General features: G+C 55.2%; 25 protein-coding genes and 2 pseudogenes. 20 read left to right on the forward strand and 7 right to left on the reverse strand.

The window, feature by feature from the left end:
* Nucleotides 1-34 precede the first annotated feature (34 nt).
* The 11 genes and pseudogenes from HCR03_RS20525 to HCR03_RS07935 all read left to right on the forward strand — a co-directional run bounded on the left by HCR03_RS20525 (nucleotide 35) and on the right by HCR03_RS07935 (nucleotide 12,901).
* A complete protein-coding gene (locus HCR03_RS20525) occupies nucleotides 35-2,374 on the forward strand; it encodes a YjjI family glycine radical enzyme (protein WP_407926845.1) in 2,340 nt (779 codons plus the stop codon).
* A 107-nt stretch (nucleotides 2,375-2,481) separates the two neighbouring features.
* Entirely contained in the window at nucleotides 2,482-3,474 is a 993-nt protein-coding gene (locus tag HCR03_RS07890; protein WP_187037516.1) for a LacI family DNA-binding transcriptional regulator, read from the forward strand.
* A 16-nt stretch (nucleotides 3,475-3,490) separates the two neighbouring features.
* Complete coding sequence (locus tag HCR03_RS07895; RefSeq protein WP_187037518.1) at nucleotides 3,491-4,660, forward strand: phosphopentomutase; 1,170 nt, start codon at nucleotides 3,491-3,493, stop codon at nucleotides 4,658-4,660.
* 60 nt (nucleotides 4,661-4,720) lie between these two features.
* Entirely contained in the window at nucleotides 4,721-5,431 is a 711-nt protein-coding gene (gene deoD / locus HCR03_RS07900) for a purine-nucleoside phosphorylase (protein ID WP_066649499.1), read from the forward strand.
* A gap of 140 nt (nucleotides 5,432-5,571) precedes the next feature.
* Nucleotides 5,572-6,666 carry a BMP family ABC transporter substrate-binding protein gene (locus HCR03_RS07905; RefSeq protein WP_066649502.1) on the forward strand — a complete coding sequence of 365 codons (1,095 nt, stop codon included), beginning with the start codon at nucleotides 5,572-5,574 and terminating at the stop codon, nucleotides 6,664-6,666.
* Nucleotides 6,667-6,763: 97 nt separating this feature from the next.
* Nucleotides 6,764-8,314: an ABC transporter ATP-binding protein gene (locus tag HCR03_RS07910; RefSeq protein ID WP_156989731.1), complete on the forward strand. Its 1,551-nt coding sequence runs from the start codon at nucleotides 6,764-6,766 to the stop codon at nucleotides 8,312-8,314.
* On the forward strand, nucleotides 8,289-9,416 hold the full coding sequence (locus HCR03_RS07915; RefSeq protein ID WP_156989730.1) for an ABC transporter permease: 1,128 nt from the start codon (nucleotides 8,289-8,291) through the stop codon (nucleotides 9,414-9,416). Before HCR03_RS07910 ends, HCR03_RS07915 begins: the two co-directional genes overlap by 26 nt.
* Nucleotides 9,406-10,334: pseudogene (locus HCR03_RS07920) on the forward strand (ABC transporter permease). Before HCR03_RS07915 ends, HCR03_RS07920 begins: the two are co-directional and overlap by 11 nt.
* A gap of 16 nt (nucleotides 10,335-10,350) precedes the next feature.
* Nucleotides 10,351-11,016, forward strand: coding sequence for a deoxyribose-phosphate aldolase (deoC, locus tag HCR03_RS07925; RefSeq protein WP_066649514.1), 666 nt, complete (start codon nucleotides 10,351-10,353; stop codon nucleotides 11,014-11,016).
* 168 nt (nucleotides 11,017-11,184) lie between these two features.
* Nucleotides 11,185-11,384: pseudogene (locus tag HCR03_RS20280) on the forward strand (cytidine deaminase); the annotation flags it as partial.
* Between the two features lie 188 nt (nucleotides 11,385-11,572).
* Complete coding sequence (locus HCR03_RS07935; protein WP_066649520.1) at nucleotides 11,573-12,901, forward strand: pyrimidine-nucleoside phosphorylase; 1,329 nt, start codon at nucleotides 11,573-11,575, stop codon at nucleotides 12,899-12,901.
* 73 nt (nucleotides 12,902-12,974) lie between these two features.
* On the opposite strand, the gene HCR03_RS07940 is transcribed toward HCR03_RS07935, so the two are convergent.
* Together HCR03_RS07940 and HCR03_RS07945 are read right to left on the reverse strand one after the other, a co-directional pair.
* Entirely contained in the window at nucleotides 12,975-13,262 is a 288-nt protein-coding gene (locus HCR03_RS07940; RefSeq protein ID WP_066649523.1) for a hypothetical protein, read from the reverse strand.
* Nucleotides 13,263-13,280: 18 nt separating this feature from the next.
* Nucleotides 13,281-13,991, reverse strand: coding sequence for a hypothetical protein (locus tag HCR03_RS07945; RefSeq protein ID WP_066649526.1), 711 nt, complete (start codon nucleotides 13,989-13,991; stop codon nucleotides 13,281-13,283).
* A gap of 654 nt (nucleotides 13,992-14,645) precedes the next feature.
* Between HCR03_RS07945 and HCR03_RS07950 the strand changes: the two genes are divergently transcribed.
* The 9 genes from HCR03_RS07950 to HCR03_RS07990 all read left to right on the forward strand — a co-directional run bounded on the left by HCR03_RS07950 (nucleotide 14,646) and on the right by HCR03_RS07990 (nucleotide 22,576).
* Complete coding sequence (locus HCR03_RS07950; RefSeq protein ID WP_187037520.1) at nucleotides 14,646-15,161, forward strand: RNA polymerase sigma factor; 516 nt, start codon at nucleotides 14,646-14,648, stop codon at nucleotides 15,159-15,161.
* On the forward strand, nucleotides 15,158-15,610 hold the full coding sequence (locus HCR03_RS07955; protein WP_066649533.1) for an anti-sigma factor family protein: 453 nt from the start codon (nucleotides 15,158-15,160) through the stop codon (nucleotides 15,608-15,610). The genes HCR03_RS07950 and HCR03_RS07955 overlap by 4 nt, the downstream gene beginning before the upstream one ends.
* The gene (locus HCR03_RS07960) at nucleotides 15,591-16,115 is read left to right on the forward strand and encodes a hypothetical protein (RefSeq protein ID WP_066649534.1); all 525 of its coding nucleotides are present in this window, start codon (nucleotides 15,591-15,593) and stop codon (nucleotides 16,113-16,115) included. Before HCR03_RS07955 ends, HCR03_RS07960 begins: the two co-directional genes overlap by 20 nt.
* Complete coding sequence (locus HCR03_RS07965; protein WP_066649536.1) at nucleotides 16,108-16,410, forward strand: LiaF transmembrane domain-containing protein; 303 nt, start codon at nucleotides 16,108-16,110, stop codon at nucleotides 16,408-16,410. The genes HCR03_RS07960 and HCR03_RS07965 overlap by 8 nt, the downstream gene beginning before the upstream one ends.
* Before the next feature lie 230 nt (nucleotides 16,411-16,640).
* Nucleotides 16,641-17,138 carry a phosphatase PAP2 family protein gene (locus HCR03_RS07970; RefSeq protein ID WP_066649538.1) on the forward strand — a complete coding sequence of 166 codons (498 nt, stop codon included), beginning with the start codon at nucleotides 16,641-16,643 and terminating at the stop codon, nucleotides 17,136-17,138.
* A gap of 315 nt (nucleotides 17,139-17,453) precedes the next feature.
* Nucleotides 17,454-19,019, forward strand: coding sequence for a hydroxylamine reductase (gene hcp / locus HCR03_RS07975; RefSeq protein ID WP_187037522.1), 1,566 nt, complete (start codon nucleotides 17,454-17,456; stop codon nucleotides 19,017-19,019).
* Between the two features lie 109 nt (nucleotides 19,020-19,128).
* Nucleotides 19,129-20,352, forward strand: a complete 1,224-nt coding sequence (locus HCR03_RS07980) for an anaerobic nitric oxide reductase flavorubredoxin (RefSeq protein ID WP_066649542.1) — start codon at nucleotides 19,129-19,131, stop codon at nucleotides 20,350-20,352.
* A gap of 16 nt (nucleotides 20,353-20,368) precedes the next feature.
* Nucleotides 20,369-21,574 carry a DUF438 domain-containing protein gene (locus HCR03_RS07985; RefSeq protein ID WP_187037524.1) on the forward strand — a complete coding sequence of 402 codons (1,206 nt, stop codon included), beginning with the start codon at nucleotides 20,369-20,371 and terminating at the stop codon, nucleotides 21,572-21,574.
* A gap of 81 nt (nucleotides 21,575-21,655) precedes the next feature.
* Complete coding sequence (locus tag HCR03_RS07990; protein ID WP_066649554.1) at nucleotides 21,656-22,576, forward strand: N-acetylmuramoyl-L-alanine amidase; 921 nt, start codon at nucleotides 21,656-21,658, stop codon at nucleotides 22,574-22,576.
* Nucleotides 22,577-22,587: 11 nt separating this feature from the next.
* Here HCR03_RS07990 and HCR03_RS20285 read toward each other — a convergent pair whose 3' ends face one another.
* The 5 genes from HCR03_RS20285 to feoB form a co-directional block, all read right to left on the reverse strand.
* Nucleotides 22,588-22,932: a hypothetical protein gene (locus HCR03_RS20285; RefSeq protein WP_330601152.1), complete on the reverse strand. Its 345-nt coding sequence runs from the start codon at nucleotides 22,930-22,932 to the stop codon at nucleotides 22,588-22,590.
* Nucleotides 22,925-23,197, reverse strand: a complete 273-nt coding sequence (locus HCR03_RS20290; RefSeq protein ID WP_330601153.1) for a hypothetical protein — start codon at nucleotides 23,195-23,197, stop codon at nucleotides 22,925-22,927. Before HCR03_RS20290 ends, HCR03_RS20285 begins: the two co-directional genes overlap by 8 nt.
* Nucleotides 23,194-23,319 (reverse strand): CPC_1213 family protein, encoded by a 126-nt coding sequence (locus HCR03_RS20060; protein WP_267459224.1) that lies wholly within the window; start codon nucleotides 23,317-23,319, stop codon nucleotides 23,194-23,196. The genes HCR03_RS20290 and HCR03_RS20060 overlap by 4 nt, the downstream gene beginning before the upstream one ends.
* A 277-nt stretch (nucleotides 23,320-23,596) precedes the next feature.
* Nucleotides 23,597-23,773 carry a FeoB-associated Cys-rich membrane protein gene (locus tag HCR03_RS08000; RefSeq protein ID WP_083210255.1) on the reverse strand — a complete coding sequence of 59 codons (177 nt, stop codon included), beginning with the start codon at nucleotides 23,771-23,773 and terminating at the stop codon, nucleotides 23,597-23,599.
* A gap of 26 nt (nucleotides 23,774-23,799) precedes the next feature.
* Complete coding sequence (gene feoB / locus HCR03_RS08005) at nucleotides 23,800-25,956, reverse strand: ferrous iron transport protein B (protein WP_187037525.1); 2,157 nt, start codon at nucleotides 25,954-25,956, stop codon at nucleotides 23,800-23,802.
* Between the last annotated feature and the right edge of the window lie 51 nt (nucleotides 25,957-26,007).

Consider the following 26,007-nt stretch of genomic DNA (forward strand, 5'->3'; position numbering starts at 1 on the left):
ATCAATAAAAATGTGACAGAATGGAGGAAACACAATGTTTGACCGGGAAGGCACCTACCAAACACTGACATCCCGCGAACTGACTCATGAGCAGAAGCTGATGGGTCTGGCAAAGTGCGCGGAAAACGCGCTGGAGGTTCTGAAGATTCCCCCGCGCACAAAGCACTATTTTGAATCCGGGGCAATCAACGACCTGTTTGAGGGAGGCGCGCCGTACCGCCCGCGTTATATTCTGCCCGACTACGACCGGTTTGTGCGGCAGGGAAGCAAATTTTTAAAGCTTGACCCGCCGAAGACGCTGGACGAGCTGCTGTTTTCGCTGATGATTCTTTACCGCCATGTTCCGTCCATTACCAATTTTCCGGTCTACCTCGGCAGCGTCGACAAGCTGATCGACCCGTTCCTGGACGGTCACACCGACGCTGAAATCTGTGAAAAACTGCGCCTGTTTCTGACCTATCTGGACCGGACGATTACCGATTCCTTCTGCCACGCGAATCTGGGGCCGGACGAAACGCGCGCCGGCCGCCTGATTTTAAAGGTGGAGCGGGAAATTCAGAACACGGTCCCCAACCTGACGATAAAATACGACCCTGCCGTAACGCCGGATTCCTTTATGGAAGAGGCCATCAACTGCTCTTTGGCCTGTTCCAATCCGGCCGTCTGCAACGATCCGGCGAACCGCGCGCCGTTCGGCGAACGCTACGGCGTGGCAAGCTGCTACAACATTCTGCCGGTCTGCGGCGGAGCGTACACGCTCACCCGCGTCACGCTGACCGAACTGGTCAAGGAAGCGGAAAGCGAGGGACATTTCCTGAACACACTGCTCCCGGAATGCCTCGGTCTGATCGCGGACTACATGAACGAGCGCATCCGGTTCATTGTGGAGCAGTCCGGGTTCTTTGAGTCGAATTTCCTTGTGAAAGAAGGACTGATTTCCAAAGACCGCTTTCTGCCGATGTTCGGCGTAACCGGGATGGCGGAATGTGTCAACACGCTGATGAAGGAAAAAGGCAAGATTTACGGACGCGACAAAGAAGCCGACGACCTCGGTCAAAGAATTATGGACCGAATTCAGGAGCTTGTAAACGGTTACGAAGCGGCTTACTCCCCGCTGACCGGCGGAAAATTTCTGCTTCACGCGCAGGTCGGGCTGGACAGCGACCTCGGTATCACCTCCGGCGTGCGCATCGCCATCGGCGACGAGCCGGACTCCTTCTCCGACCACCTGCGCCACTGCGCGCGGTTCCACCGCTATTTTCCGGCCGGCGTCGGCGACATCTTCCCGATCGCGGGCAATGTTGAACAGAACCCCGCCGCGCTTCTCGACGTTGTGAAAGGCGCGTTCTCCCTCGGCGTGCAGTATATGAGCTTCTATTCCGCCGACACCGATCTGGTGCGCATCACCGGGTACCTGGTCAAGCGCAGCGAAATGGAAAAAATACCGCAAACATCAGCCCGTGCTGCAAAACACCACCCAGCTTGGTTCGGCGAGCTACGCGACGAACCATCTGGAAAAGCGAAAGGTGCGCATGGGATGACGAAAGCCCCCGTTAACAAAATCATCCCATTCAGCACGGTGGACGGCCCCGGCAGCCGAACCTCCGTTTTTCTGCAGGGCTGCAATCTTGCGTGCGGCTACTGCCACAACCCCGAAACACAGCGGCTCTGCAATTCCTGCGGAGCCTGTGTTTCCAAGTGCCCGGCGGGAGCGCTTTCCCTGCGGGACAACCGTGTTTTCTGGGACGATGCAAAATGTGTTTCCTGCGACACCTGCATCGCCGTCTGCCCAAACCACGCTTCGCCGAAGGTCCGTGAAATGGACGCGCGGCAGGTCATGGCGGAAGTGGAAAAAAACATTCCGTTCATCCGCGGCGTCACGGTTTCCGGCGGGGAATGCTCCCTGTACCCGCAGTTCCTGACCGAGTTTTTCACCCTGGCAAAGCCGCGCGGCCTTTCCTGCCTTCTGGACAGCAACGGAACCGTTTCGTTCTCCGCTTTTCCTGAACTGATGAAGCTCTGCGACGGCGTGATGTTGGACGTGAAAGCCTGGTCGGCTCAGACTTTTCAAAGCCTGACGGGCGGCGACAACGCGGTCGTAAAGGAAAACCTCCGCTATCTTTCGTCGATTGGAAAACTGGAGGAGGTCCGCATCGTCTGCCTGGACGAAAAGGTTGACGCCGAAGCGGCGGTTCGCGGAACCGCGCAGACACTGGGTCCCGAAACGCCGCGCGCCCCCCTTGTTTTGATTTCTTTCCGGCCGTTCGGCGTAAAAGGGGATTTTTCCTCTCTCCTCTCCCCCTCCTCACAGCGAATGCGGGAATTGCGCGAACTGGCCGCCGCCGCGGGTTTTCGCCGAATCATTGTCAAATAAGGAACAAAAATCATTTTACAAAATTCATAAAAATATTGACAAGGTCTTTCCAATGCTGTACAATGTGATCATGAAACCGATTTCAAACAGCAAACAAGAAAGTCCTGGTGGTTTTTTTGGCCCATATCAGTGACGTCGCCAGATTGGCCGGAGTTTCCTCGGCCACCGTATCGCGCGTGATCAACGGGACGGCGAAGGTTTCCGAAGAAAAAGCGCGGCGAGTGCGGAAAGCTATTGCTGAAACGGGTTTCAATCCAAATGAGATTGCCCGTTCCCTCTATAAAAAGTCCTCCCGCATGATCGGGTATATCGTCCCGAGCATTCTCAACATCTTCCTCAGTGAAATCGGCCGCGCGATTGAAGATGAGGCCTTCCGCAACGGTTACAAGGTCATCCTCTGCAACACCGACCAGAATCCGGAAAAGGAAGCCGCTTATATTAAAATGCTTTCCTCTATGAACGCCGACGGAATCATCATCACGGCAAACAACGAGCATCTTGACGAGGAACTGGAATCCTGCCGTCTGCCGATCGTGGTTCTGGATAAGAGCGCCGGGGCGCGCTACAGCGCCTCCGTTCAATCGGACAGCTACGAAGGCGGAAAAATCGCCACCGAACACCTGATTCGCTGCGGATGCCGAAAAATCGTCCTGATGCGCGGCCCTCAGCAGTATTCCAGCAGCCAGCAGCGGTTTCTCGGGTATGTGGACGCCTGCAACGAACACGGCATCCAGCCGCTTTTCGTTGAAAGCGGATTCGACTACCGGGAGGGTCGGGACGGCGCGCGGGAGCTGTTCCGGCGTTTTCCGGACGCGGAGGGAATCCTCGCCGTCAGCGATATGGCCGCGCTGTCTCTTTACCGGCTTTTGCACGAACAGGGCCGCAGCGTGCCGGACGACGTCATGATCGTCGGCTACGACGGGGTGGAGCTCAGCGAACTGATGACGCCCGCGCTGACCACCGTGGCGCAGCCGATCGAGGCAATCGGGCGCCGGGCGGTCGGACTGATCCTGGAACAGGTGGAAAAGGGGAAAATCGAACAGCGGGAAATCATTTTCCCCGTTACGCTGAAACTACGTGAGACAACCAAACAAATCTGATAAAAGGAAGCGGATTATGGGAAAACGAATCTTTTTAATCGTACTGGACAGCGTCGGCATCGGGGCCGAGCCGGACGCGGCGGAATACGGCGACGAGGGCAGCAACACGCTTGCCGCCTGCGCCACCAGTGAAAACTTCTCCATGCCGAATATGCAAAAGCTGGGGCTTTTCAATCTCGACGGCGTAACCTGCCGCCCAGGCGAGCCGGAACCTCAGGCCGCGTTCGCGCGCCTGAGGGAAGTATCGAAGGGAAAGGATACGACCATCGGGCATTGGGAAATTGCGGGAATCAACTCCCCGAAGCCGCTGCCGACTTACCCGAATGGTTTCCCGCCGGAGGTGATTCGGGAATTTGAGGAAAAAACCGGCCGCCGCGTTCTTTGCAACAAACCATATTCCGGAACCGACGTTATCCGCGACTACGGAAAAGAGCATGTGGAAACCGGCGCACTGATCGTTTACACCTCGGCGGACAGCGTGTTCCAGATTGCGGCGCACGAATCGGTCGTTCCGCTTGAGGAGCTGTACCGCGACTGCCGCATCGCCCGTGAAATCCTCACGGGAAAGCACGGGGTCGGCCGCGTGATTGCACGGCCGTTTGTAGGAGAATCCCCCGATTTCACGCGAACCTCGAACCGGCACGATTTTTCGATTCAGCCACCGAAGGTCACCATGCTCGACCAGCTCTCGGAAAACGGGCTCAGCGTCATCGCGGTCGGCAAAATCAACGATATTTTTGCCGGGAAGGGTATCGGCGAGGCGATTCATACAAAAGATAACCCGGACGGCATTGAGCGGACCATCGAGCTGACCGGTCGTGATTTTGAGGGTCTGTGCTTTGTCAATCTGGTGGATTTCGACATGCTGTACGGTCACCGCAACGACGTGGAAGGCTATGCGAAGGCTCTGTCGTATTTCGACCGGAAGCTGCCTGAAATCATCCAAGGGCTTCGCCCGGACGATCTTCTGATGATTACCGCGGACCACGGCTGCGACCCGATTACCCCTAGCACCGACCACTCGCGGGAATACATTCCCTGGGTTATCTACGGGAATGCGGTTCGCCGGGGGACGAATCTGGGGACGCTGCCGACTTTTGCGGACATCGGCGCGACCATTCTCGACTATTTCGGAATTGCTCCTAAGATCACGGGCCGTTCCAGACTGGATCAAATCATAAAATAACCTGCTCTTCACCGCATTTACTTTTTGGGGCATATGCTCCGCGAAAACAGGAGGTAAACAATGCCAAACGTACCGACGCCGCACAACGGCGCAAAAGACGGGGAAATCGCAAAAACGGTTTTGATGCCCGGGGACCCTCTCCGCGCGAAGTACATCGCGGAAAAATACCTGAAAAACGCAGTCTGCTTTAACACCGTGCGCAACATGCTCGGGTTCACCGGAACTTATCAGGGCAGGCCGGTTTCCGTCATGGGCGGCGGAATGGGGATGCCGTCCGTCGGAATCTACACCTATGAGCTTTTCAACTTCTACGGGGTCGACAACATTATCCGCGTCGGTTCCGCCGGAGGAATCGCGGACGGGGTCCACGTTAAGGACGTCGTTGCTGCGGTCGGGGCCTGCACCGACTCCAATTATGCCGCCCAGTACCGTCTGCCGGGCACGTTCGCGCCCACCGCGGATTATGGTCTTTTGTCCCGCGCGGTTGAAAACGCGAAGAAACTCGGCATTTCCGCAAAGGTGGGGAACGTGCTTTCCAGCGACGCTTTTTACAGCGATCAGGAAGACGCTCTGAAATTATGGAGAAAAATGGGCGTTCTCGCGGTCGAAATGGAAGCCGCCGCCCTTTATATGAACGCGGCGAGAGCGGGAAAGCACGCGCTTTGCCTTCTTACCATCTCCGACTGCCCGTTTACCGGCGAATCCCTGTCCGCAGCGGAGCGCGAAACAGGGTTTACTCAGATGATGGAGCTGGCTCTTTCTCTGGCTTAATTTCTAATGTTTTTTACAGTTTTTTTTCTAAATAATTAAGGATTTTCCGATGGAATCAGTCAAAGTCTTGTTTTATGCAGATAAAAAGTGTAATATCACTAATTGTGGTATTTCATATCAAAACTTTAGGAGGAAATCAAATGAAAAAGTTGGCAGCGTTCCTGCTCGCAGCTCTCATGGCTGTCTCCGCTACGGCCTGCAGCTCGGGGGCGGCATCGTCCAGTGAAGCGTCCAGCGAAGCATCCGGTCAGGCGGCGTCCGCAGCGGGTAGCTCATCCGCGGCCGCGACAAACTACAAGGTTCTGATGGTAACGGACACCGGCGGGGTCAACGACCAGTCCTTCAACCAGCTTTCGTGGAAAGGCCTGCAGCAGCTTGAGAAGGATGTGCCCGGCGCAAAGGCCAATTATTCCGAATCCAAACAGGAATCCGACTACGCCACCAACCTTGACAAAGCGGCCGACGACGGCAACCAGCTGATCTGGGGCGTCGGCTATGCGATGGCGGGAGCGCTGCAGAACGCGGCGCAGCAGAATCCCGACATCGGCTACGCCATTATCGACAACGCCTATGAAACCGTGCCGAGCAATGTCACCTGCGTGGTATTCCGTGCTCAGGAGCCTTCCTTCCTGGTTGGCTACATCGCGGGCAAAACCACAAAGACCAACAAGGTCGGCTTTGTCGGCGGACAGAAAAGCGACGTCATCGATCAGTTTGAGTACGGTTACAAAGCCGGTGTTGCTTATGCAGCAAAGGAACTGAATAAAAATATCGATGTGGTTTCTCAGTACGCCGAAAGCTTCGTTGATTCCGCAAAGGGCAAGGCGATCGCGAAATCCATGTACTCCGGCGGGTGCGACATTGTCTTCCACGCGGCGGGCGGCGTAGGCGTAGGTGTCATCGAGGCGGCGAAGGAAGCAAACAAATACGCGATCGGCGTCGATATGGACCAAGCTTTTCTGGCGCCCGACAACGTTCTGACTTCCGCCCTGAAGCGTGTTGACAAGGCGGTCGAGCAGGTTTCCAAGGATGCGATCGACGGCAAGGAAATCGGCGGTAAAACCTACAGCCTGGGCCTGACGGAAGACGGCGTCGGCATTCCGGAAGAGCATAAACTGATGGGCGACGACACTTATAACGCGGCAATGGCTCTGGAGCAGAAGATCAAGGATAAAGAGATCGTTCCTCCGGCCAGCAAAGACGACTACGACGCGTTTGTTAAAACACTGAAATAATTTCACAAACCCGGTTATCCTTTCCTTTTGGGCGGGGCGTTCCTTTGGGCGCCCCGTTCCTTGTGGGAGGAAGAATGGAAGGCAAGGGGGATCTGCCATGGAAGTCAGCACGGAATACGCGGTGCAGATGCACGGTATCACCAAACTGTTCGGCTCCTTTTGTGCCCTTGATCATGTGGATTTGGACGTAAAAAAAGGTTCCATCCACGCTGTTTTGGGGGAAAACGGCGCCGGAAAAAGCACGCTGATGAACATCCTGTACGGCCTGTACCAGGCCGACTCGGGCGAAATCTATATCAATGGCAAAAAAGCAGAGATTAAAAATCCAAATACTGCAATCGGGCATGGAATCGGCATGGTACACCAGCACTTTATGCTGGTCGACAATTTCACCGTAACACAGAATATTATCCTCGGTAACGAGGTTACCGGCAAATTCGGAATCATAGATACGAAAAAGGCGCGCGAAGAGATCATCGGAATCGTAAAAAAATACGGTCTGGAGGTTGACCCGGACGCCAAAATCGAAGATATTTCCGTCGGAATGCAGCAGCGCGTCGAAATTCTGAAGGCACTCTACCGCGGGGCGGACCTTCTCATCCTGGACGAACCGACCGCGGTGCTGACGCCGCAGGAGATCGAGGAACTGATCGAAATTATGCGCAGTCTGATCAGCGGCGGGAAAACCATCATCATCATTACGCACAAGCTCAAGGAAATCAAGGCTTCCTCGGACGTATGCACCATCATCCGGCGCGGGCATTCTATCGACACGGTACCGGTCGCGGATGTGGATGAGGAACAGCTGGCTACCATGATGGTCGGGCACGCGGTGAAGCTGGTCGTCGAGAAAGCGCCGGCAAAACCGGGCGACGTGATCTTTGAAATCGAAAACCTGACCGTCAAAAACGAACGCGGGCTGGAAGCTGTTCGGAATCTTTCCCTGAAAATCCGGCGCGGCGAAATTCTGGGGATCGCAGGCATCGACGGCAACGGCCAGAAAGAACTGGTGGAGGCGATCACATGCCTGACGCGCGCGCAGAGCGGCACGATCAAGATCAACGGCGTTGAAATCCAGAACACCACGCCGCGCAACGTGATCGACCACAAGGTCTCCACCATCCACGAGGACCGGCAGAGACGCGGGCTGGTGCTCCCCTTTACGGTCGCGGAAAACGCGGTGATCGAAAAATACCGAACCCCCGAATTCACCCGCCGCGGAATGATCGACCGCTCCAGAATGACCGGTTTTGCCCGGAGGCTGATCGAGGATTACGACATTCGGCCCGCCGGCTGTGAAAGCCAGCCGGTGCGCGGGCTTTCCGGAGGCAACCAGCAAAAGGTCATCATCGCGCGCGAAATTTCGAACGAACCGGAGCTTCTCATCGCGGTGCAGCCGACGCGCGGACTTGACGTCGGCGCGGTCGAATACGTGCATAAGATGCTGGTTCGCGAACGCGACGCAGGCAGGGCCGTTCTGCTGATTTCGCTGGAACTGGACGAAATCATGAACGTCGCCGACACGATCGGCGTGATTTACGCGGGAAGCATCGTCGCTTCGTTCCCGCAGGGAAAAGTTGACGAAAATACCATCGGACTTTTAATGGCGGGAGGCAGGCTGAATGAAACTGGCAGCGAAAGTACTTAAAAAACCGATCGCCTCGACTCTGATTGCCGTTTTATTCGGGTTTATCGTTGCCGCGGTCGTGCTTGTCGCCGCAGGCTATAATCCCGGGCAATCCTTCGGCGCTCTGTTTCACGGAATCTTTGCAAAGCCCAAATACATTTCCAATGTCATCATCAAGGCGACGCCGATCATTCTGACCGGTCTGAGCGTTGCCTTCGCGTTCCAGACCGGCCTGTTCAACATCGGGGCGGAAGGTCAGTACATCGCGGGAGCCGTGGCGGCTGTTTTGGTCGGGGTCAAGCTGGACCTCCCCCCCGTTCTTCAGATCCCGGTGGTTGTCATGGCGGGCGTGCTGGGCGGCACGCTGTTCGGCTGGATCGTGGGGTACCTGAAGGCGAGATTCGGCATTCATGAGGTTATCACCAGCATCATGCTGAACTGGATCGGGCTGTATCTGTCCAATTTTGTCGTTGCTTCCGGCACTTACCACATGCCGAACTCCACCAGCACCTATCCGGTCAATCCCTCCAGCTACACCATGCTTCTGCCCAACTGGAAAACCTCCAAGGCGGGGATGGCGGCGTTAAAGCCGCACCAGTGGCTGTACGAGGTCATGCTGAAAACCGACGTGAATTTCGGGTTTCTCGTTGCGGTGCTGATGGCCGCGATTATCTGGTACCTGCTGTACCGCTCGGCAAAGGGCTATGAGCTGCGCGCCGTCGGATTTAACCGTGACGCCGCGGAATTCGCGGGCATCAATGTGAACAAAAACATCACCGACGCGATGGTCATCGCGGGCGCCCTGGCCGGCCTAGCGGGAGCCCTTGCCATCACCGGAACCGCGCCGCATAAAATCTCCACTCTGGCGGCATTTGAAAACAACGGCTTCAACGGCTTGTCCGTAGCGCTGATCGCGGGCTCATCCCCCATCGGCTGTATTTTCGCCGGGCTGCTGTTCGGCGGACTGCTCTACGGCGGGCAGAGCGTCCAGCAGGATGTCGGCGCCCCAACCGAAATCATCAATATCATGATCGGCACGATCGTATTTTTCGTCGCGCTGACAAAGATCGTTCCCGTGCTTGCGGAAAAGCTGGAAAAGAGAGGTGCCGGCCATGTTCAGTAAGCTTCTTTTACTCATCGGTATCACCATGATGTACTCCACCCCCGCTGGTTTTCGGCGCGCTGGGCGGCGTTGTATCGGAACGCTCGGGCGTCGTCAACATCGGGATTGAGGGCATGATGACCATGGGCGCGTTTACCGGCGCCTCCGTCAGCTACTTTACCGGCAACCCGTGGCTGGGCTTCCTTGCGGCGGGCGTCGCCGGGGGGCTTGTCGCCCTGCTGCACGCGATCGCCTCGGTGACCTTCAACGCGGACCAGACAATCTCCGGCATCGCGATCAATCTGATTGGCCCGGGCTTCGCGCTGTTCTTCTGCCGTCTTCTGTTCAAGGACGCCACCATGACCCCGCCGGTTGCCACGCTGCCCAGACTGTTCGGGGAAGACGCCTTCGCCGGAACCCCGGCGGCAAACCTGAACGTCGACGTGACGGTGGTGCTCGGCCTGATTGCCACGGTGTTTATCTGGTTTATCCTGTATAAAACCAAATGGGGCCTGCGCATCCGCTCCGTCGGTGAGCACCCCGCGGCCTCCGACACGCTCGGCATCAACGTCGGCCGCACGCGTTATTCCTGCGTTCTGGCCTCCGGCGTGCTTTCCGGATTCGGCGGTGCTTCGATGACGCTCGCGATCATCTCCCAGTTCAACCCCGACCGCGATCAGCGGCCAGGGATTCATCGCACTGGCCGCCGTTATTTTCGGCAAATGGACTCCTTACGGGGCCTACGGGGCCTGCCTGCTGTTCGGTCTGGCGCAGGCTTTGACCGTGGTTCTCGGCGGCAGCGACAGTGGGGTGTCGATTCCGAGTCAGATTCTTGCCATGCTGCCCTATTTTCTCACCATCGTGGTGCTGATTCTGTTCGTCGGCCGCTCCGTCGCGCCGAAAGCGGACGGCCTGCCCTATGAAAAGGGAGAGAGATAAAAACGGGAGGATAACAATGGATCTTCAGAAAATACTGAGCGCCGTGGACCACACCCTGCTGACCCAGACCGCGACGTGGGACGAAATCCGGGTCATCTGTGACGACGCCGTCAAATATCGGACCGCCTCCGTCTGCATCCCCGCGTCTTATGTCAAACGCGCAAAAGAATACCTTGGGGACAAAATGGCCGTCTGCACGGTCATTGGATTTCCGAACGGGTACTCGACCTCCGCCGTCAAAGCATTCGAGGCAAAGAACGCCATCCAAAACGGCGCGGATGAAATCGATATGGTCATCAACATCGGCTGGATCAAAGACGGATTGTATGAGCAAGAGCTCGATGAAATCCGGAAGCTCAAGGAGGTCTGCGGCGAGCGGATTCTCAAGGTGATCGTCGAGACCTGCCTGCTGACCCGGGAGGAAAAAATCCGCATGTGTGAAATCGTGACCGAGTCCGGCGCGGATTTCATCAAGACTTCCACTGGATTTTCCACGGCCGGCGCGACGTTTGAGGACGTCGCCCTGTTCCGCGGGCACGTCGGCCCGAACGTCAGGATCAAGGCGGCCGGCGGCATCAAAACGCTGGACGACGCGGAGCGTTTTCTTTCCCTAGGCGCTTCCCGCCTGGGAACCAGCCGCATCATCAAGCTTTTGAAAAACGAGGAAGCTCACGGTTATTGACCGTATAAAAAACCGCAAACCGCTCACAGGACATGTCTGCGGTTTCAACCGGGCGGGCGGGTCTTCCCGCCGCCCGGATTTTTTTGGCACGGGGCGCTTTCGCTCCGTGGGGAAGGAGTTTTTATGGACGAAAAAGAACTGGTCGCGGCAGCAATCGAAGCGCGTAAAATGGCTTATACGCCGTATTCCGGCTTTCAGGTCGGCGCGGCGCTTCTGACGAAAAGCGGAAGGGTCTATCAGGGGTGCAATATCGAAAACGCCGCGTACACCCCTCCAACTGCGCGGAACGGACCGCGTTTTTCAAAGCGGTGAGCGAGGGCGAGCGCGAGTTCGCAGCCATTGCGATTGTCGGCGGAAAAGCGGGACAGGGCCTTACCGATTTCTGCCCGCCCTGCGGCGTCTGCCGTCAGGTCATGATGGAATTCTGCGACCCGGACGAATTTAAAGTTATCCTCGCAAAATCGCCGGAAGAAAGAAAAACGCTTTCCCTGCGCGAGCTGCTTCCGCTTGGATTCAGCGGCAGGAATCTGGAAGAAGGGGGAAAATCCCAGTGAGAATGTACGATATTATCTCGAAAAAACGCGGCGGCGGAGAACTGTCGCAGGAGGAAATTCAGTTTTTCATCGACGGGTACGTCGGGGGTGATATTCCGGACTATCAGGCCTCCGCGCTGATGATGGCGATTTATTTTCAGGGCATGACGGAGCGGGAAACGGCGAACCTGACCATGAGCATGGCGCGTTCCGGCGAAATGGTAGACCTCTCCTCCATCGACGGGGTCAAGGTGGACAAGCACAGCACGGGCGGGGTCGGAGACAAAACGACCCTGATCATCGCTCCGATGGTGGCTTCGCTCGGGGTCCGCGTCGCAAAAATGAGCGGACGCGGCCTGGGGCACACCGGCGGCACGGTGGACAAAATGGAGTCCATCCCCGGCATGAAAACCGCCCTGGACCGCGAGACCTTCTTCGATATCGTGCGAAAAGTCGGCGTCAGCGTCATCGGGCAGTCGGGGAATCTGGTCCCGGCGGACAAAAAGCTGTACGCGCTGCGGGATGTGACCGCGACCATCGAGAGCATTCCGCTGATTGCATCGAGCATCATGAGCAAAAAAATCGCGGCGGGCTCCGACTGCATCCTGTTGGACGTAAAAACCGGCAGCGGCGCGTTCATGAAAACGGTTGACGACTCCGTGCGCCTCGCGGAAGCGATGGTTTCCATCGGCGAGCACGTCGGCCGCCGAACCGTCGCGCTGATTACGGATATGGACCGCCCGCTCGGCAACGCGATCGGCAACAGCCTGGAAATCTGCGAGGTTTGCGAGACGCTGAGGGGACGCGGCCCGAAGGACCTGACCGCCATCTGCGTCGAACTCGCGGCGAACATGCTGTATCTGGCCGGGCACGGCAGCGTCGAGGAGTGCCGCGGCCTTGCGAAGGGGCAAATCGAAAACGGCGGGGCGTTCCAAAAGCTGCGCGAAATGGTCGCGGCTCAGGGCGGGGACGTTTCCGTACTGGACGACAATTCAAAGTTTACACAGGCGGCTGTCCGGCGCGAAATTCCCGCGCGGAAGGACGGGTTTCTCCACGCGATGAACACGGAGGAATGCGGCATCGCTTCCGTCGAGCTCGGCGCGGGGCGGGAAAAGAAAGAGGACCCCATCGATTTCAGCGCCGGAATCGTGCTGCATAAAAAGGTCGGCGACCGGGTAGCCGCCGGCGAATCGCTCGCGACTTTTTTCACGTCTTCGCAGGAAAAATGCGACGAGGCCGAAAAACTGTTCCGGGCCACCGTGCAGATCAGCGCGGAGCCGCCCGCGGAAATTCCGCTGGTGCACGCCCGCGTGACAAAAGACGGAGTGGAGTATTCCGTACCCAAGGGTTAATCCGCTTTCAAAAATCAAAAAGCCGCCGCAAGTCAGACTTTGCGGCGGCTTTTCTTTGGAACAGCGGAAAAGTTCATTTCTGCTGTTCTTCCTGAAAGCTCTGGCAAACCGACAGCAGCCGGTAAAGAACGTCACAGCCATGCCAGACGAGGAAAAAGCCGATGATGGCCCAAACGACTACCCGTATTCTGTAATAAAGAGCGCGCGCGTACGCGATCAGCCGTGCAAAATCCTGGTTCCCCTGAACCATGCCGCTCCAATTCGCATTGACTGCGGCACCAAGCAAAAAGAATATCAGTCCCGCGCACAGCCAAACCATGATTCTGGTTGAAAGCGTTTTATTGGAAAGTTTTCCAAGCAACTTTGCATCCCCCTTTCTTTAAGCCTGATTGGACGGGCTTAGATCGTTCCAGCTCCAGCGAAAGCGCTCGTTTCTCACCAGATACCGATACTTCGTCCCCGCATCGGTACCGGCGGAAATCTGACTGTAATTTTCGCCGAACACAGGCACTGTATTATCCGCTTCAAAGCTCACAACACCGTTAAAATCCATTTCCGGCCCGTCCTTCCCGTTGGTCAGCTCTCCGGCACCGGTAAAACGGCTGCCGGCTGCGTTTCCACCCATGGAAAGATAGGGCGCCGCAATTTCCACAATCTTTTGTACCCTGCCGTCTTTGTCCGCAAGCGCATGGACATAAGCCTGAAAATCAAGCGCGAACTTGTAGTCCAGCAGAATTTTTTCCTCAACAAAATAGTATTTGCTGTTCCATGAATCATTTGACTCTGCATCCGATTCGGACAGGTCCTGTGTCTGCGGGAGATTTTTCCCGTCAATCCATAAATGGATCCGCTGTGTATTCGCTCCGTAGCTTCCGCCGCGATACGCGTCTTTCATCGCGGCATAATCTTCCCGCGTACATTCCTGAACCTTGTACGGGCGATTGCTCCCATATTCCGCTTCACCGGCCGAATAATCAATTTTACCCCAGCTTTTCATATTCGCGCAGGTAACGGAAAGATAGACGGCAAACCCAACCATCACAAGGAGAAAGACGCTCATGGATAAATCATGTGAAAAGTATTTTTTCATCTTCTCCCTCCTTCCCGATTATTTTTACTTATTATAAAATTAGCAGCCATTCTTGTCAAATAATTCCTATCAACAGACTTAGGAAAAAGTAAAGTCGAATCAATTATGTATTTTTATATTGCAATATAACTATTTGTATCAAAATTCTCCCTTGAAACTTGAATGCTAAGAATAATAAGGACCGCGGGAACGGAGAGGACGGTGGTGCATCCGGCCCGCTCGCGGCCCGCAGGGCACAAAAAAACGCCGTACACGGATTTTTCATCCATATACAACGTTACCGAACGCACGCGCAGTCCCCCATTTTCCCCCTGTACAAAAGGATAAAACAGAGTTATAATAATGGACGCAGTGTGCTGATGATTCAGTTGCGTATGGAGGTCTGTTCTCCGTATACAGGGGGTCGGTGCTGGTTACACCTTCCCCTGCACTGCACTTTTTGTGCCTTACAGGTAAATTATACCCCTTTTTGCCGTGAAGTCAAGAAAAAATCCCTGATTTTTCCTTTTTGCTGTAAAATTAACGGGCTTTGAGGACAGGGCCGGACGCATTTGCGTTCGGCTTTTTTTTCTTTAGGAAGAAATTAAAAAAGATTCTGCTTTTTGAAGTGTTTTCTGCCCAAGACTCGTTTATAATGGTGGCAGACAAAAAAGGATGGTGATGCGTATTAATGTGCGACAATTTGAATGCACCCTAGTACGGTATCAGTCTCTTATTTTCACCATCTGCCTGACCATGACCAAAAATTATTTCGACGCCGAAGATCTGGCGCAGGAAACCTTTTTATCCGCGTACCGGAACTGGAACCGATTCGACGGAGAGAATCCCAAAGCATGGCTGACCGCCATCGCCGTGAACAAATGCAGGGACTTTCTGAAAAGCCCGGCCAGAAAAAGCCTGCCGCTTCCCGAAGAGGACGCCGCCCTGCTCCGCGATCCGGGCGGCCTGCCGGAGGAACAGGCGGAAGACCGGATGTCGAAGGAACATATCCGCGGACTGTGCGGCCGACTGAAGGAACCGTACCGCAGTGTGGCGGAAAGTTATTTTTGTGACGAGAAGAAGCTTTCAGAGCTGGCACGGGAAAGCGGTCAAAACATAAGAACTTTGGAAACGCGGCTGTACCGCGCGAAAAAACTGCTGAAAGCCCTGTGGGAGGAGGAACAACAATGAACGGACTTTTTTTGCCCGACGGTCACGTGGAAAACCAGGTTCTTCTGGATTTTTCCGAAGGAAAGCTGGGGCCGGAAGAAATGCTTGGGGTCGCGGAGCACCTTGGCTCCTGCGAAATCTGCGCCGAACGCCTTGCGGAAGCGTTCGATTCCGGTAAGCCCTCGGCCCCGCCTGCCGGGTTTGCGGAAGAGGTCCGCCGCCGCCTTCCCCAAAGGGAAACGGGCGCGGAGCTGTTCTTGTACTCCGCCCGGGTAGTCCTCGCGGCCTGCGCGGCGCTGTTCCTCGTTTTTTCCGGCACGCTCAGAACGCTTGCCGGAACGCAGAATTCCTATCTGGATATTACGGCGCCGGGATTCAGCGCTGTGGAACAAATCAGCTCACGTCTGAACGGTTTTTCACAACAAATTCTTCACTGGGAGGTCTTTCAACATGCCGAAAAAAAGAAGTAAGGGACTGACCGTACTATTCGCGATTCTGCCCGGCGCGGGGCATATGTTTCTGGGTTTCATGAAACGGGGGCTTTCCCTGATGTCCATGTTTTTTCTCATTATTTTCCTGTCCTCCTGGCTCGGCATCGGGCCGCTGCTCTATCTTCTTCCCGTGCTGTGGTTCTACTCCTTTTTTGACTGCATCAACCTTGCCTGGGCGGATGATCAGGAATTCGGCGCGGCGCAAGACCGGTACCTTTTCCATTTGGACGGACTTTCGGAGCTGAACAAAAAGTTCTCCGGCAAAGGGGGACTTTACGCCGGGATCGCGCTCATCTTTTTCGGGATTTACCTGATCGGTTTAAAGCTGCTTTCGCAGTTCCGGTTCGGGCTTCTGCCGCTGGCGGCAAGATATTTTCAGGCGCTGCTTTCCGTATTCCCGCAGGTATTTCTGGGCGTTGTGATTATCCTGATCGGCATCCGGCTGATCAAGGGAAAAAAGGAGGAGCTGGATCACCGTGATTAAAAACAGAAGAGTCGGCACCCTGACCGCCGGCGTCTCAATGGTCGTTTTCGGGGTTCTGTTCCTGCTCAGGCTGGCGGTCCCCGCGGTGACAATCCGCCTGATCACTTCGCTCTGGCCCCTGATCCTCGTGTTTCTCGGCATCGAAACCCTGCTGGCCTACGCCACGAACCGGGAAGAAAAAATGCGGTATGACGCGGGCTCCGTCTTCATTATCATGGTTCTGGCTTTCTTTACCGTTTTTATGGCGGCGGCACAGCTCGCGGCGGAAAATTGCAATTACCTGCGCTGGCCGTAACTTCCATCGGGCCATGCGCCTTCGTCGGAACTCAACTGAAAAAGCCCCGCCTGCAAAATCTGCAAACAGGACTTTTACGAAGATTGCCGCTTTTTTCTCCCTGCCGCGGCGTGATATGCTAAACATGAGACTGATCATCGTAAGCCACTGCTTACCTGCAGCCGATATCAAGCTTCTTGACACCGCTGCCTTTAGACCTGATAGGATGAATGCGTTGACGGAGGACGAGAATGGACACAAAAGTAATTGAATACGTTCAGCTCCACTGCCACAACCGGATCACTGATTTCATTTTCCCCCTGATTTCCAGAATCGGCAACGCCGGGGCGGTCTGGCTGATTTACGCCGCAGTTTGGATGTTAGAGGGAAAAAGCAGAAGATTTGTCTACATTCTGATTTTTTCGCTCGCGCTCTCTCACCTGACCGGCCAGCTTCTGAAATTGCTGGTCGGGCGGCCCAGACCTTTCGCCGCCGATCATGATTCCTCCCTGCTGATCAAAGCCCCGGGCGGCTACTCGTTCCCCTCCGGGCACTCCTCCTCTTCTTTTGCGGCAGCCACCGTCTTTTTCCTGCTGAACAGCCCGCTCTGCGCGGCCGCGATCATTCTTGCCTTTTTGATTGCTTTTTCGCGCATTTTCCTAAACGTTCATTATCCGTCCGACACGCTGGCCGGCTCCCTGCTCGGCGTGCTCTGCGCAATCCTGGTCTCATCCGCATACGGTCTGTAAAAATGATCAACAGGAGGAATCCGAATTGTTGAAATACGATTCTACGATCAGCAAAGCCGGCGCCCTCACTCGGCGCCGGCTTTGTCTTTGTCTCCGCATTGGTTACGGCTGCATGATGCGGGAGAGATCTCCGCAGCCGTAACCCGCAAACGAGTATTATTTCGGCAAGCAAAATATGCCACAAGCCGCCCCATAATTTTTTCTCTATTCGTTGTAATTCCAACGGAAATTTATCGGAATCCGTTTTATAATACAAGCATAGAACTCGTACTAAATATTCCGATATTGAATAAAAGTTGGAAGGAGATAGAAAAAATGGGAAATATGTTTTGTTTTCAATGCGAGCAGACGGCGGGGTGCAGCGGCTGCACCGGCGCGCAGGGCGTCTGCGGCAAAAAAGAGGACACCGCGCTTTTGCAGGATGAGCTGACCGGCGCCCTGATCGGGCTCGCCAGGGACTTTTACGGACGCGATCACGGTGCGTCGGCAGACCGCGTGATCATTGAGGGACTCTTCACCACCATTACAAACGTCAATTTCGACAACGAAGATATCCGGCGCCGGATCGACGCGGTCCGCGCGGAGCGGAGCAGGCTTACTGCGGCGGTCGCCGGAGAATATGACATGAACCGCCTGTGGCGGGACGATGAAGACATCCGTTCGCTCAAATCCCTGATTCTGTTCGGTCTGCGCGGCATGGCCGCTTACGCGTACCACGCTCTGGTGCTCGGCTATACGGACGGGGAAGTAAACGACTTTTTCTACAAGGGCCTTGCCGTGGTCGGCGGAACGTTCGGCATGGATGAGCTTCTGCCGGTCGTCATGGAAACCGGCAAAGTAAATTTGAAGTGCATGGAGCTGCTTGACCGGGCCAACACGGAAACCTACGGCTCCCCCGTGCCCGTCACCGTGCCGCTGACGATTGAAAAAGGCCCGTTCATCGTCATTTCGGGTCATGATCTGCGCGACCTTCAGCTGTTGCTGGAACAAACCAAAGGCAGGGGAATCAACGTGTACACGCACGGAGAAATGCTGCCCGCCCATGCCTACCCCAAGCTGAAGGAGTACCCGCAGCTCAAGGGCAATTTCGGCACCGCCTGGCAGAATCAGCAGAAGGAATTCAAAGACATTCCCGCGCCGGTCCTGTTTACCACGAACTGCCTGATGCCCGTAAAGGACAGTTACCGCGACCGCGTTTTCACGACCGAAGTCGTGGCCTACCCCGATATGGTTCACATCGACGAGGAAAAGGATTTTACCCCGGTGATTGAAAAGGCTCTGGAGCTTGGCGGTTACGCGGAAGACCGCGTCATGACCGGCATCAACGGAGGCACTCAGGTGACGACCGGCTTTGCCCACGGCGCCGTGCTCGGCGCGGCGGATAAAGTTGTGGAAGCGGTAAAGTCCGGCGCAATCAGTCATTTCTTTCTGGTCGGCGGCTGCGACGGAGCAAAGCCGGGGCGCAACTACTACACGGAATTTGTCAAGCAGGCGCCGAAGGACAGCATGATTCTGACCCTGGCCTGCGGAAAATACCGCTTCAACGACCTGGACCTCGGTTCTATCGGCGGTCTGCCGCGCATCATGGATATGGGGCAGTGCAACGACGCTTACAGCGCGGTTCGCGTCGCTTCCGCCCTGGCGGAAGCGTTCGGGTGCGGCGTAAACGACCTGCCGCTCTCCATCGTTCTGTCGTGGTACGAGCAAAAGGCGGTCTGCGTCCTGCTTTCGCTTTTGTCCCTCGGAATCAAGAACATCTACATCGGGCCGACGCTGCCCGCGTTCCTCTCCCAAAATGTCCTGAATGTTCTGGTGGAACAGTTCGGCATTTCCCCGATCAGCACGCCGGAAGAAGACCTGAAAAAAATCCTGAACCGATGATCCCTTTCATTCCCCCGCATCCGCGGGGGAATTTCTATCTTCTGCCAATTTTAATGACTAAAACCCGCTCCCGTGAGGAAAGCTAAAACAAAAACACGGAGGCGCATCCATGGGGAAACAGATAACGGAGAAAGTCACTTGGGTTGGCAAAATTGACTGGGAGCTGACAAAATTCCACGGCAATGAATACTCGACACACCGGGGGTCTTCCTACAACTCCTATCTTATCCGGGACCAGAAGACGGCGCTGATCGACACGGTATGGCAGCCGTTCGGCAAAGAATTTGTCGCCGGGCTGAAAAGGGAAACCGATCTGAACCGGATCGATTACATCATTGCGAACCACAGCGAAATCGACCACAGCGGCGCTCTGCCGGAGCTGATGCGCGAAATTCCGGAAACGCCGATCTACTGCACGGCCAACGGAGCGAAAATCCTGAAAGCACATTACCACCGCGACTGGAATTTTAAAGTGGTCAAAACCGGCGATAGGCTGCAGCTTGGGGAAAACACGCTTATCTTTGTGGAAGCCCCCATGCTTCACTGGCCGGACTCCATGTTTACCTATCTGACGGGTGAGAACATCCTGTTCAGCAACGACGCGTTCGGCGAACACTTCGCGACGGAATCGCTTTACAATGATACGGTGGATCAGGCGGAGCTGTGGGCGGAAGCGCTGAAATACTACGCGAACATCCTCACGCCGTTCAGCCGGTTTGTAACCAGGAAGATCAACGAAGTTCTTACGCTGAAACTCCCCGTTTCAATGATCTGTCCCAGCCACGGCGTCATCTGGAAGGACAACCCCGTTCAGATTGTCGGCAAATATCTGGAATGGGCCGACCGGTACCGGGAGAACCAGATCACCCTGGTTTACGACACCATGTGGAATTCGACCCGGAGAATGGCCGAAGCGATCGCCCAAGGCATCCGGAAAGAGGACCCGACGGTCACCGTCAAGCTGATGAATTCCTCCAAAAAAGATAAAAACGACGTGATCACCGAGGTTTTCCGCTCCAAGGCAGTTCTTCTCGGTTCCCCTACCATCAACAACGGATACCTGTATTCCGTCGGCGGGATTCTGGAAATGATGAAAGGCCTGAAATTTCAGGCAAAAAGCGCCGCGGCTTTCGGCAGTTACGGCTGGAGCGGAGAAGCGGTGAAGCAGATGACGGGGGAGCTTGCCGCCTGCGGTTTTCAGATTCTGAACGACGGCTGCCGCAGCCTTTGGGTGCCGGACCGTGCCGAGCGTTCGGCGTGCGAGGAATACGGCAGGCAGTTTGCCGCCCTGCTGCAAAAACAGGCGCGGGAGTCGGAAGACAGACCGCAATAGACTAGGAGGAAATCGAATGAGCGAAGAAATCAACAACCGGGAATACCGTCAGAAAGTGATCAAAGACCTGATCGCACAGCTGCAGTCGGGTAAAAGCGTGGAAGAGGTCAAAGGACAGTTTGCAAAAACCTTTGAGGGAGTCTCCGCGGAGGAGATCGCTCAGGCGGAGCAGGCTCTGGTCGCGGACGGCCTGCCGATCTCCGAAGTCCAACGCCTCTGCGACGTTCACGCAGCCGTTTTCAAGGGATCGATCGAAGAGATCCACCGGCCGGCGGATCCCTCGAAAATACCGGGCCATCCTGCAAATGTTCTGAAAGCTGAAAACAGAGCGGTGGATCAGCTGCTCGGTGAAATCCGAAGTTATCTGCCCCGGCTTCCGGAGGAAGACGCGGAAAAGGCCATCAAGACCCGATTTACAAAGCTGGCGGAAATCGACCGGCATTATCTGAAAAAGGAAAATCTCCTGTTTCCCTATTTGGAGCATTACGGCATTACGGCCCCGCCGAAAGTCATGTGGGGCGTCGACGACGAGATCAGAGCGCAGATTAAGGAAATCAGCCGAAATCTAAATCTGCGGGAATCCGGGCAGCTGAAAGAAGCGATCGAAGCCCTTTTGAATCAAATAGCCGAAATGATTTTCAAAGAAGAAAACATCATGCTGCCCATGCTTCTGGAAAACCTGACGGAGGACGAGTGGGAAAAAGTCGCCGAGGAAAGCGGAGATTTCGGATTCTGCCTGATAGAAAAAGCGCCTGTCTGGAAGCCCAACCAGCAAAAAGGCGCAGCGGACCGGATCCAGGAAGAAAGCAGCCTGCCGGGAACCGTGGCGCTTCCCACGGGCACCCTGAAAATCGAGGAGCTGATCCGGATTCTTGACACCCTTCCGGTAGACCTGACCTTTGTGGATCGGGATGACACGGTCAAATACTTTTCACAGGGAGCGGAGCGGGTATTGCCCAGAACCAAGGCAATCATCGGCCGCAAGGTGGCAAACTGCCATCCACCGGCGAGCGTGCATATCGTGGAAAAAATCGTGGAGGATCTGAAAGCCGGCAGAAAAGAGCACGAGGATTTCTGGATCAAGATGGGCGGCAGATACATCTACATCCGGTATTTCGCCGTCAGAAACGAAAAAAAGGAATACCTCGGAGTTCTGGAGGTAACGCAGGATATTCAGCCGATTCAGCAAATTACGGGGGAAAAGCGACTGATGTCCGATTAAAAAAGCAGGCGCATCCTGTAGAATTTTCCGGAAAAATGTTCTATAATAAAGATATAAAAAACGGAAGGTTTGTGACTCGCGATGCGTCTGAAAAAACTGAAAATAACGCTTTGCCTTGCCCTGACGGCGGCCGCGGCACTGGGCTCCGCCGGCGAGCGGGCCTCGGCCGCCGGACGGAACGGAATCTTTACAACGCGCCCGACTTATTCCGTTCCTACATACCGTGTCTATTTAAGCCCCTCCTGCCAGACCTGGAATCCCTACTGCGACGGTTCCGGCAGCGAGGAGCTCCATATGCGGGAGGTCGCCTTTGCCATGATCCCTTATCTCCGGCAGTATGGAATCGGTTACGCCCTTGCAAGCGCCCAGACCGGCAGCCGTGAAAATCAGCGAAACACGATTGTCGGCCGGGTCAGGCAGGCGGAGGAAAACCGCTGCGACCTTTATCTGGCGATTCACTCCAACGCGCGGGACGACGGTCCCAAAACGAACGGCACCACGATTTTTTATCCGTCGGACAGCGCTCAAAGCCTGCGTTTTGCCAACCTGCTGAAGGAGAATTTTATTTATCCGGATAAAAGCGCCGTCAGCCTTGACACCAACGACGCGCTGTGGGAAATGTACATGCCGAAAATGACGCACTGTCTGATCGAAACGGCGTATCACGACAATCCGCAGGATGTCGCCTGGATCGAGAGCAACACCGACGCCATCGCAAAAAGTCTCGCCCGGTGCGTCGCTCTGAACGAATACATCCCTGTTTCCGTCAAAATGGACAAGACCGCCGTCAGTATCAAGGCGGGCAAAACCTGTGAACTGAATTCCGCGGTTACGCTGATCAACGGCAATGTGTATGACAACCGCACGTCCTGGAGCTCGTGCAATTCCAGGGTCGCGGTCGTTCAGAACGGGACGGTCCTGGGCGTTTCAAAGGGCTGCACGACGATTCAGGCAAGAACCGGCAACGGCCTGACGGCCCAATGCCTGGTTACGGTCACCTGAAAAGACGGTTCTCACCGCTGCCCGCACTGCTTATAAAACAGTCTCAGATTCTTCTTTTCCTTTTCACTGTCGGCATTCAGCCGGCCCAGCCGGTCGCAAAAGCCAAGCAAACCAACCTCATGAAAATCGGCCTCTCTCTTCATTCCCTCAAGATCCGCGAACGGAAGGCTCTTGACAACAAACAGAATCTGCATATGCCAGCGGACCAGTGCCGCCACCGCGCGGATAGAGTCTTCGTCATCCGTAAAACAACTGAGGAATTCAACGGCAAGCCTTTCTCCGATTATTTCATGGTTGTAAGAGGTTATTTTCCCTTTCCGGATTGTTGTAGCATCGGGTTTTCCAATATCATGCAAAAGCGCCGCCCACAGAAACACCGCGGGGCGGGCGCTTTTTTCTTTTTTGTCCTGCCGCCTCGTCCACCACCAGCATGGTATGGTTCCAGACGCTGCCTTCGGGATGATAGATCGGGGACTGCGCGGTTTGCCTGAGCCGGTCGAGCATATCAAACGGAACCTGCCGGAAAAGCGGGTCGCCGCAAATCCGGTTCAGATACCGGGACGGCTCCGCGTCCCGCAGCAAATGCCGGTTCAACTCAAGATACAGCTCCCTGCCGTTCATTTTTTATTTTTATCTTCCGCCGGAAATACCGCTTTCGCGCTTTCCGTACGCGGGTCGTGATTCACATGTTTGGACGGAAATTTTCCGTCATGCTTCTTCTCGTTTTTCGTGCGATTCCCCATTCCGTCTCCTCCTTCAGCGTTTTGTGTTGGGTCCCAGGGCGACCTTGCGCGTATTGTGGTTTGGATTAAATTCAGTTTGATTGCCGGCGTCGTTCAAAACGGCGTCCTTTATTTTTTTCTGGGGGTTTTGCGTTTTCTTTTTCTTTTGATCCGCCATAAGATTCACCTCGAAGGGTAGTGTGTCTCTCCCCGCCGCGTTTATTCCGGAGCCGGGCCTCGTGCAGGCATGAAAAAGGACCGCCGCTCAACTTGAACGGCAGCCCTTTCCAGAATGATTTTATCGCTTTGGACTCTGCGCCGCCTGGGAGCAGTGACTGCACATGCCGCCGCCGCAGCCCGCGCAGCCCCCGCTTTTCCGGGCTTTGCGCATATTCCTGACAGCCAGAACGAACAAAGACGCCAATGCGATACTAATTAAAATTGTAGCCGCGTTTGCGGCAAGCCACTGTAACATACTGTCAAACCTCTTTTCGCTTTGCCTTATAAAGCCGCGCTCGCCGCGGAACCTTGCCTGACCTTGTCCTGTGGGTTCGGCCGGAACAAAAAGTAAAGCAGGACGGCCAAAACAGTCAGCGCGGCGACGGTTCCTCCGCCAAAGGAAACGCCCCCGAAGATCAGGCCGCCGAACTGGTGGATCATCAGTGCGATAGAGTATGCAAACACCGTCTGATACCCAAGCGCGAACCAAGTCCACTTTGAGCTGGCCATTTCCCGCTTCATGGCGCCGATGGCAGCGAAGCACGGGGCGCACAGCAAGTTGAAAACCAGGAAGGCAAGCGCCGCCGAACCGTAGGGGAACATGACCGCAATCTGGCTCAGCAGACCTGGGTCGTCTTCCGCCACATCTCCGCCGATCCCGAACAGCACGCCGAAGGTTCCCACAACGTTTTCCTTTGCCACCAACCCGGAAACCGTCGCGACCGCGGCCTGCCAGTTGCCAAAACCCAGAGGGGCAAAAACAGGGGCGATCACGCGCCCGAGGGCGGCGAGGATACTCGCGTTTTCATCCACCATGCCGAAGCCGCCGTTAGCGAATCCAAAGCTGGAAAGGAACCAGATCGCCCCGCACGCGACAAAGATTACCGTACCGGCCTTCACGATAAACGCCTTGCCGCGCTCCCACATATGAATCAGAACGCCTTTCGGGGCCGGAATATGATACTGCGGCAGCTCCATGACAAACGGAGCTGGATCTCCCGCGAACAGCTTTGTCTTTTTCAGCATAATTCCCGAAATAACGATGGCAAGAACCCCCATAAAGTACATTGCCGGAGCCATCCATACAATATTCGGGAACATGGCTCCCCCGATTAACGCAATGATCGGAAGCTTCGCACCGCACGGAATGGAAGTCGTCGTCATAATGGTCATCCTGCGGTCTTTTTCGTTTTCAATCGTCTTGGTTGCCATAATCCCGGGCACGCCGCATCCGGAAGAGATCAGCATCGGGATAAAGCTTTTGCCCGAGAGGCCGAATTTTCGAAAAATGCGGTCCATAATGAAGGCAACGCGCGCCATATAGCCGCAGTCCTCCAGAATAGAAAGAAAAAAGAACAGAATGAACATCTGCGGAACAAATCCCAGCACGGCGCCGACCCCGCCGATGACACCGTCGACCACCAGCCCGCTGATCCAGTCGGCGGCGCCGACGCCGGTCATCCAGTCGGCAACCGCCGGTTGAATCCACCCGCCGAACAAAGTGTCGTTCGTCCAATCCGTTACGACGGTACCCAGAGAAGAAATGGAAACATAATAAACGACAAACATGACGACCGCGAAGATCGGAAGCGCAAGCCAACGGTTCGTCACCACCCGGTCTATTTGATCGGAAGTGCTCATACCGACGCGTTTTTTATGGACGCAGGTTTTCATCAGCTTTGCAATCGATTCATACCGTTCGTTTGTAATAACGCTTTCACTGTCATCGTCCATTTTTTCTTCGACTTCCGCAATGACGGAATCCAGTTTGCCTTCGATTCCCTGCGGCAAAGTCAGCGCTTCCATTACTTTGGAATCGCGCTCAAAAATTTTTATTTCATACCATCGCGCAAGCTCCGGCTTGATTGCTCCCGCGGCCAGCTCTCGGATGGCTTCCAAAGCGTGCTCCACTTCTTCGCCGAATTTACGCTGCGGAATCGAATCCTTTTTCTCCTTTGCAAGTTTAATTGCTTTTTCCGCGGCCTGCAGGGAACCTGTTCCTTTCAAGGCGGAGGTTTCGACCACTTCGCAGCCCAGGGCTTCCCCCAGCTTATCGGTATCGATCCTGTCCCCGCTCTTTCGCACCAGGTCAATCATATTCAGTGCCAGAACAACCGGAATCCCCAGTTCCACAATCTGTGTGGTCAGGTAGAGATTGCGCTCCAGATTGGTTCCGTCCACCAGATTAATGATCGCATTCGGCCGCTCGTTGATCAAATAGTTGCGGCTGACCACTTCTTCCAGCGTATAGGGCGACAAAGAATAAATTCCCGGCAAATCAGTAATTGTGACGTCCCGATGCCCTCTCAGCCTTCCCTCTTTCTTTTCCACCGTCACGCCGGGCCAGTTGCCCACATATTGGCTGGAACCCGTCAAGTCGTTAAACATCGTCGTTTTGCCGCAGTTTGGATTGCCTACAAGCGCGATCTTTATCTCCATCAATTTACCTCCTTAATTGGTTAGCATACACTAACTAGCGCATAGAAAAAA

The sequence above is a fragment of the Caproicibacter fermentans genome (assembly GCF_014303955.1).
GTDB lineage: Bacteria > Bacillota > Clostridia > Oscillospirales > Acutalibacteraceae > Caproicibacter > Caproicibacter fermentans.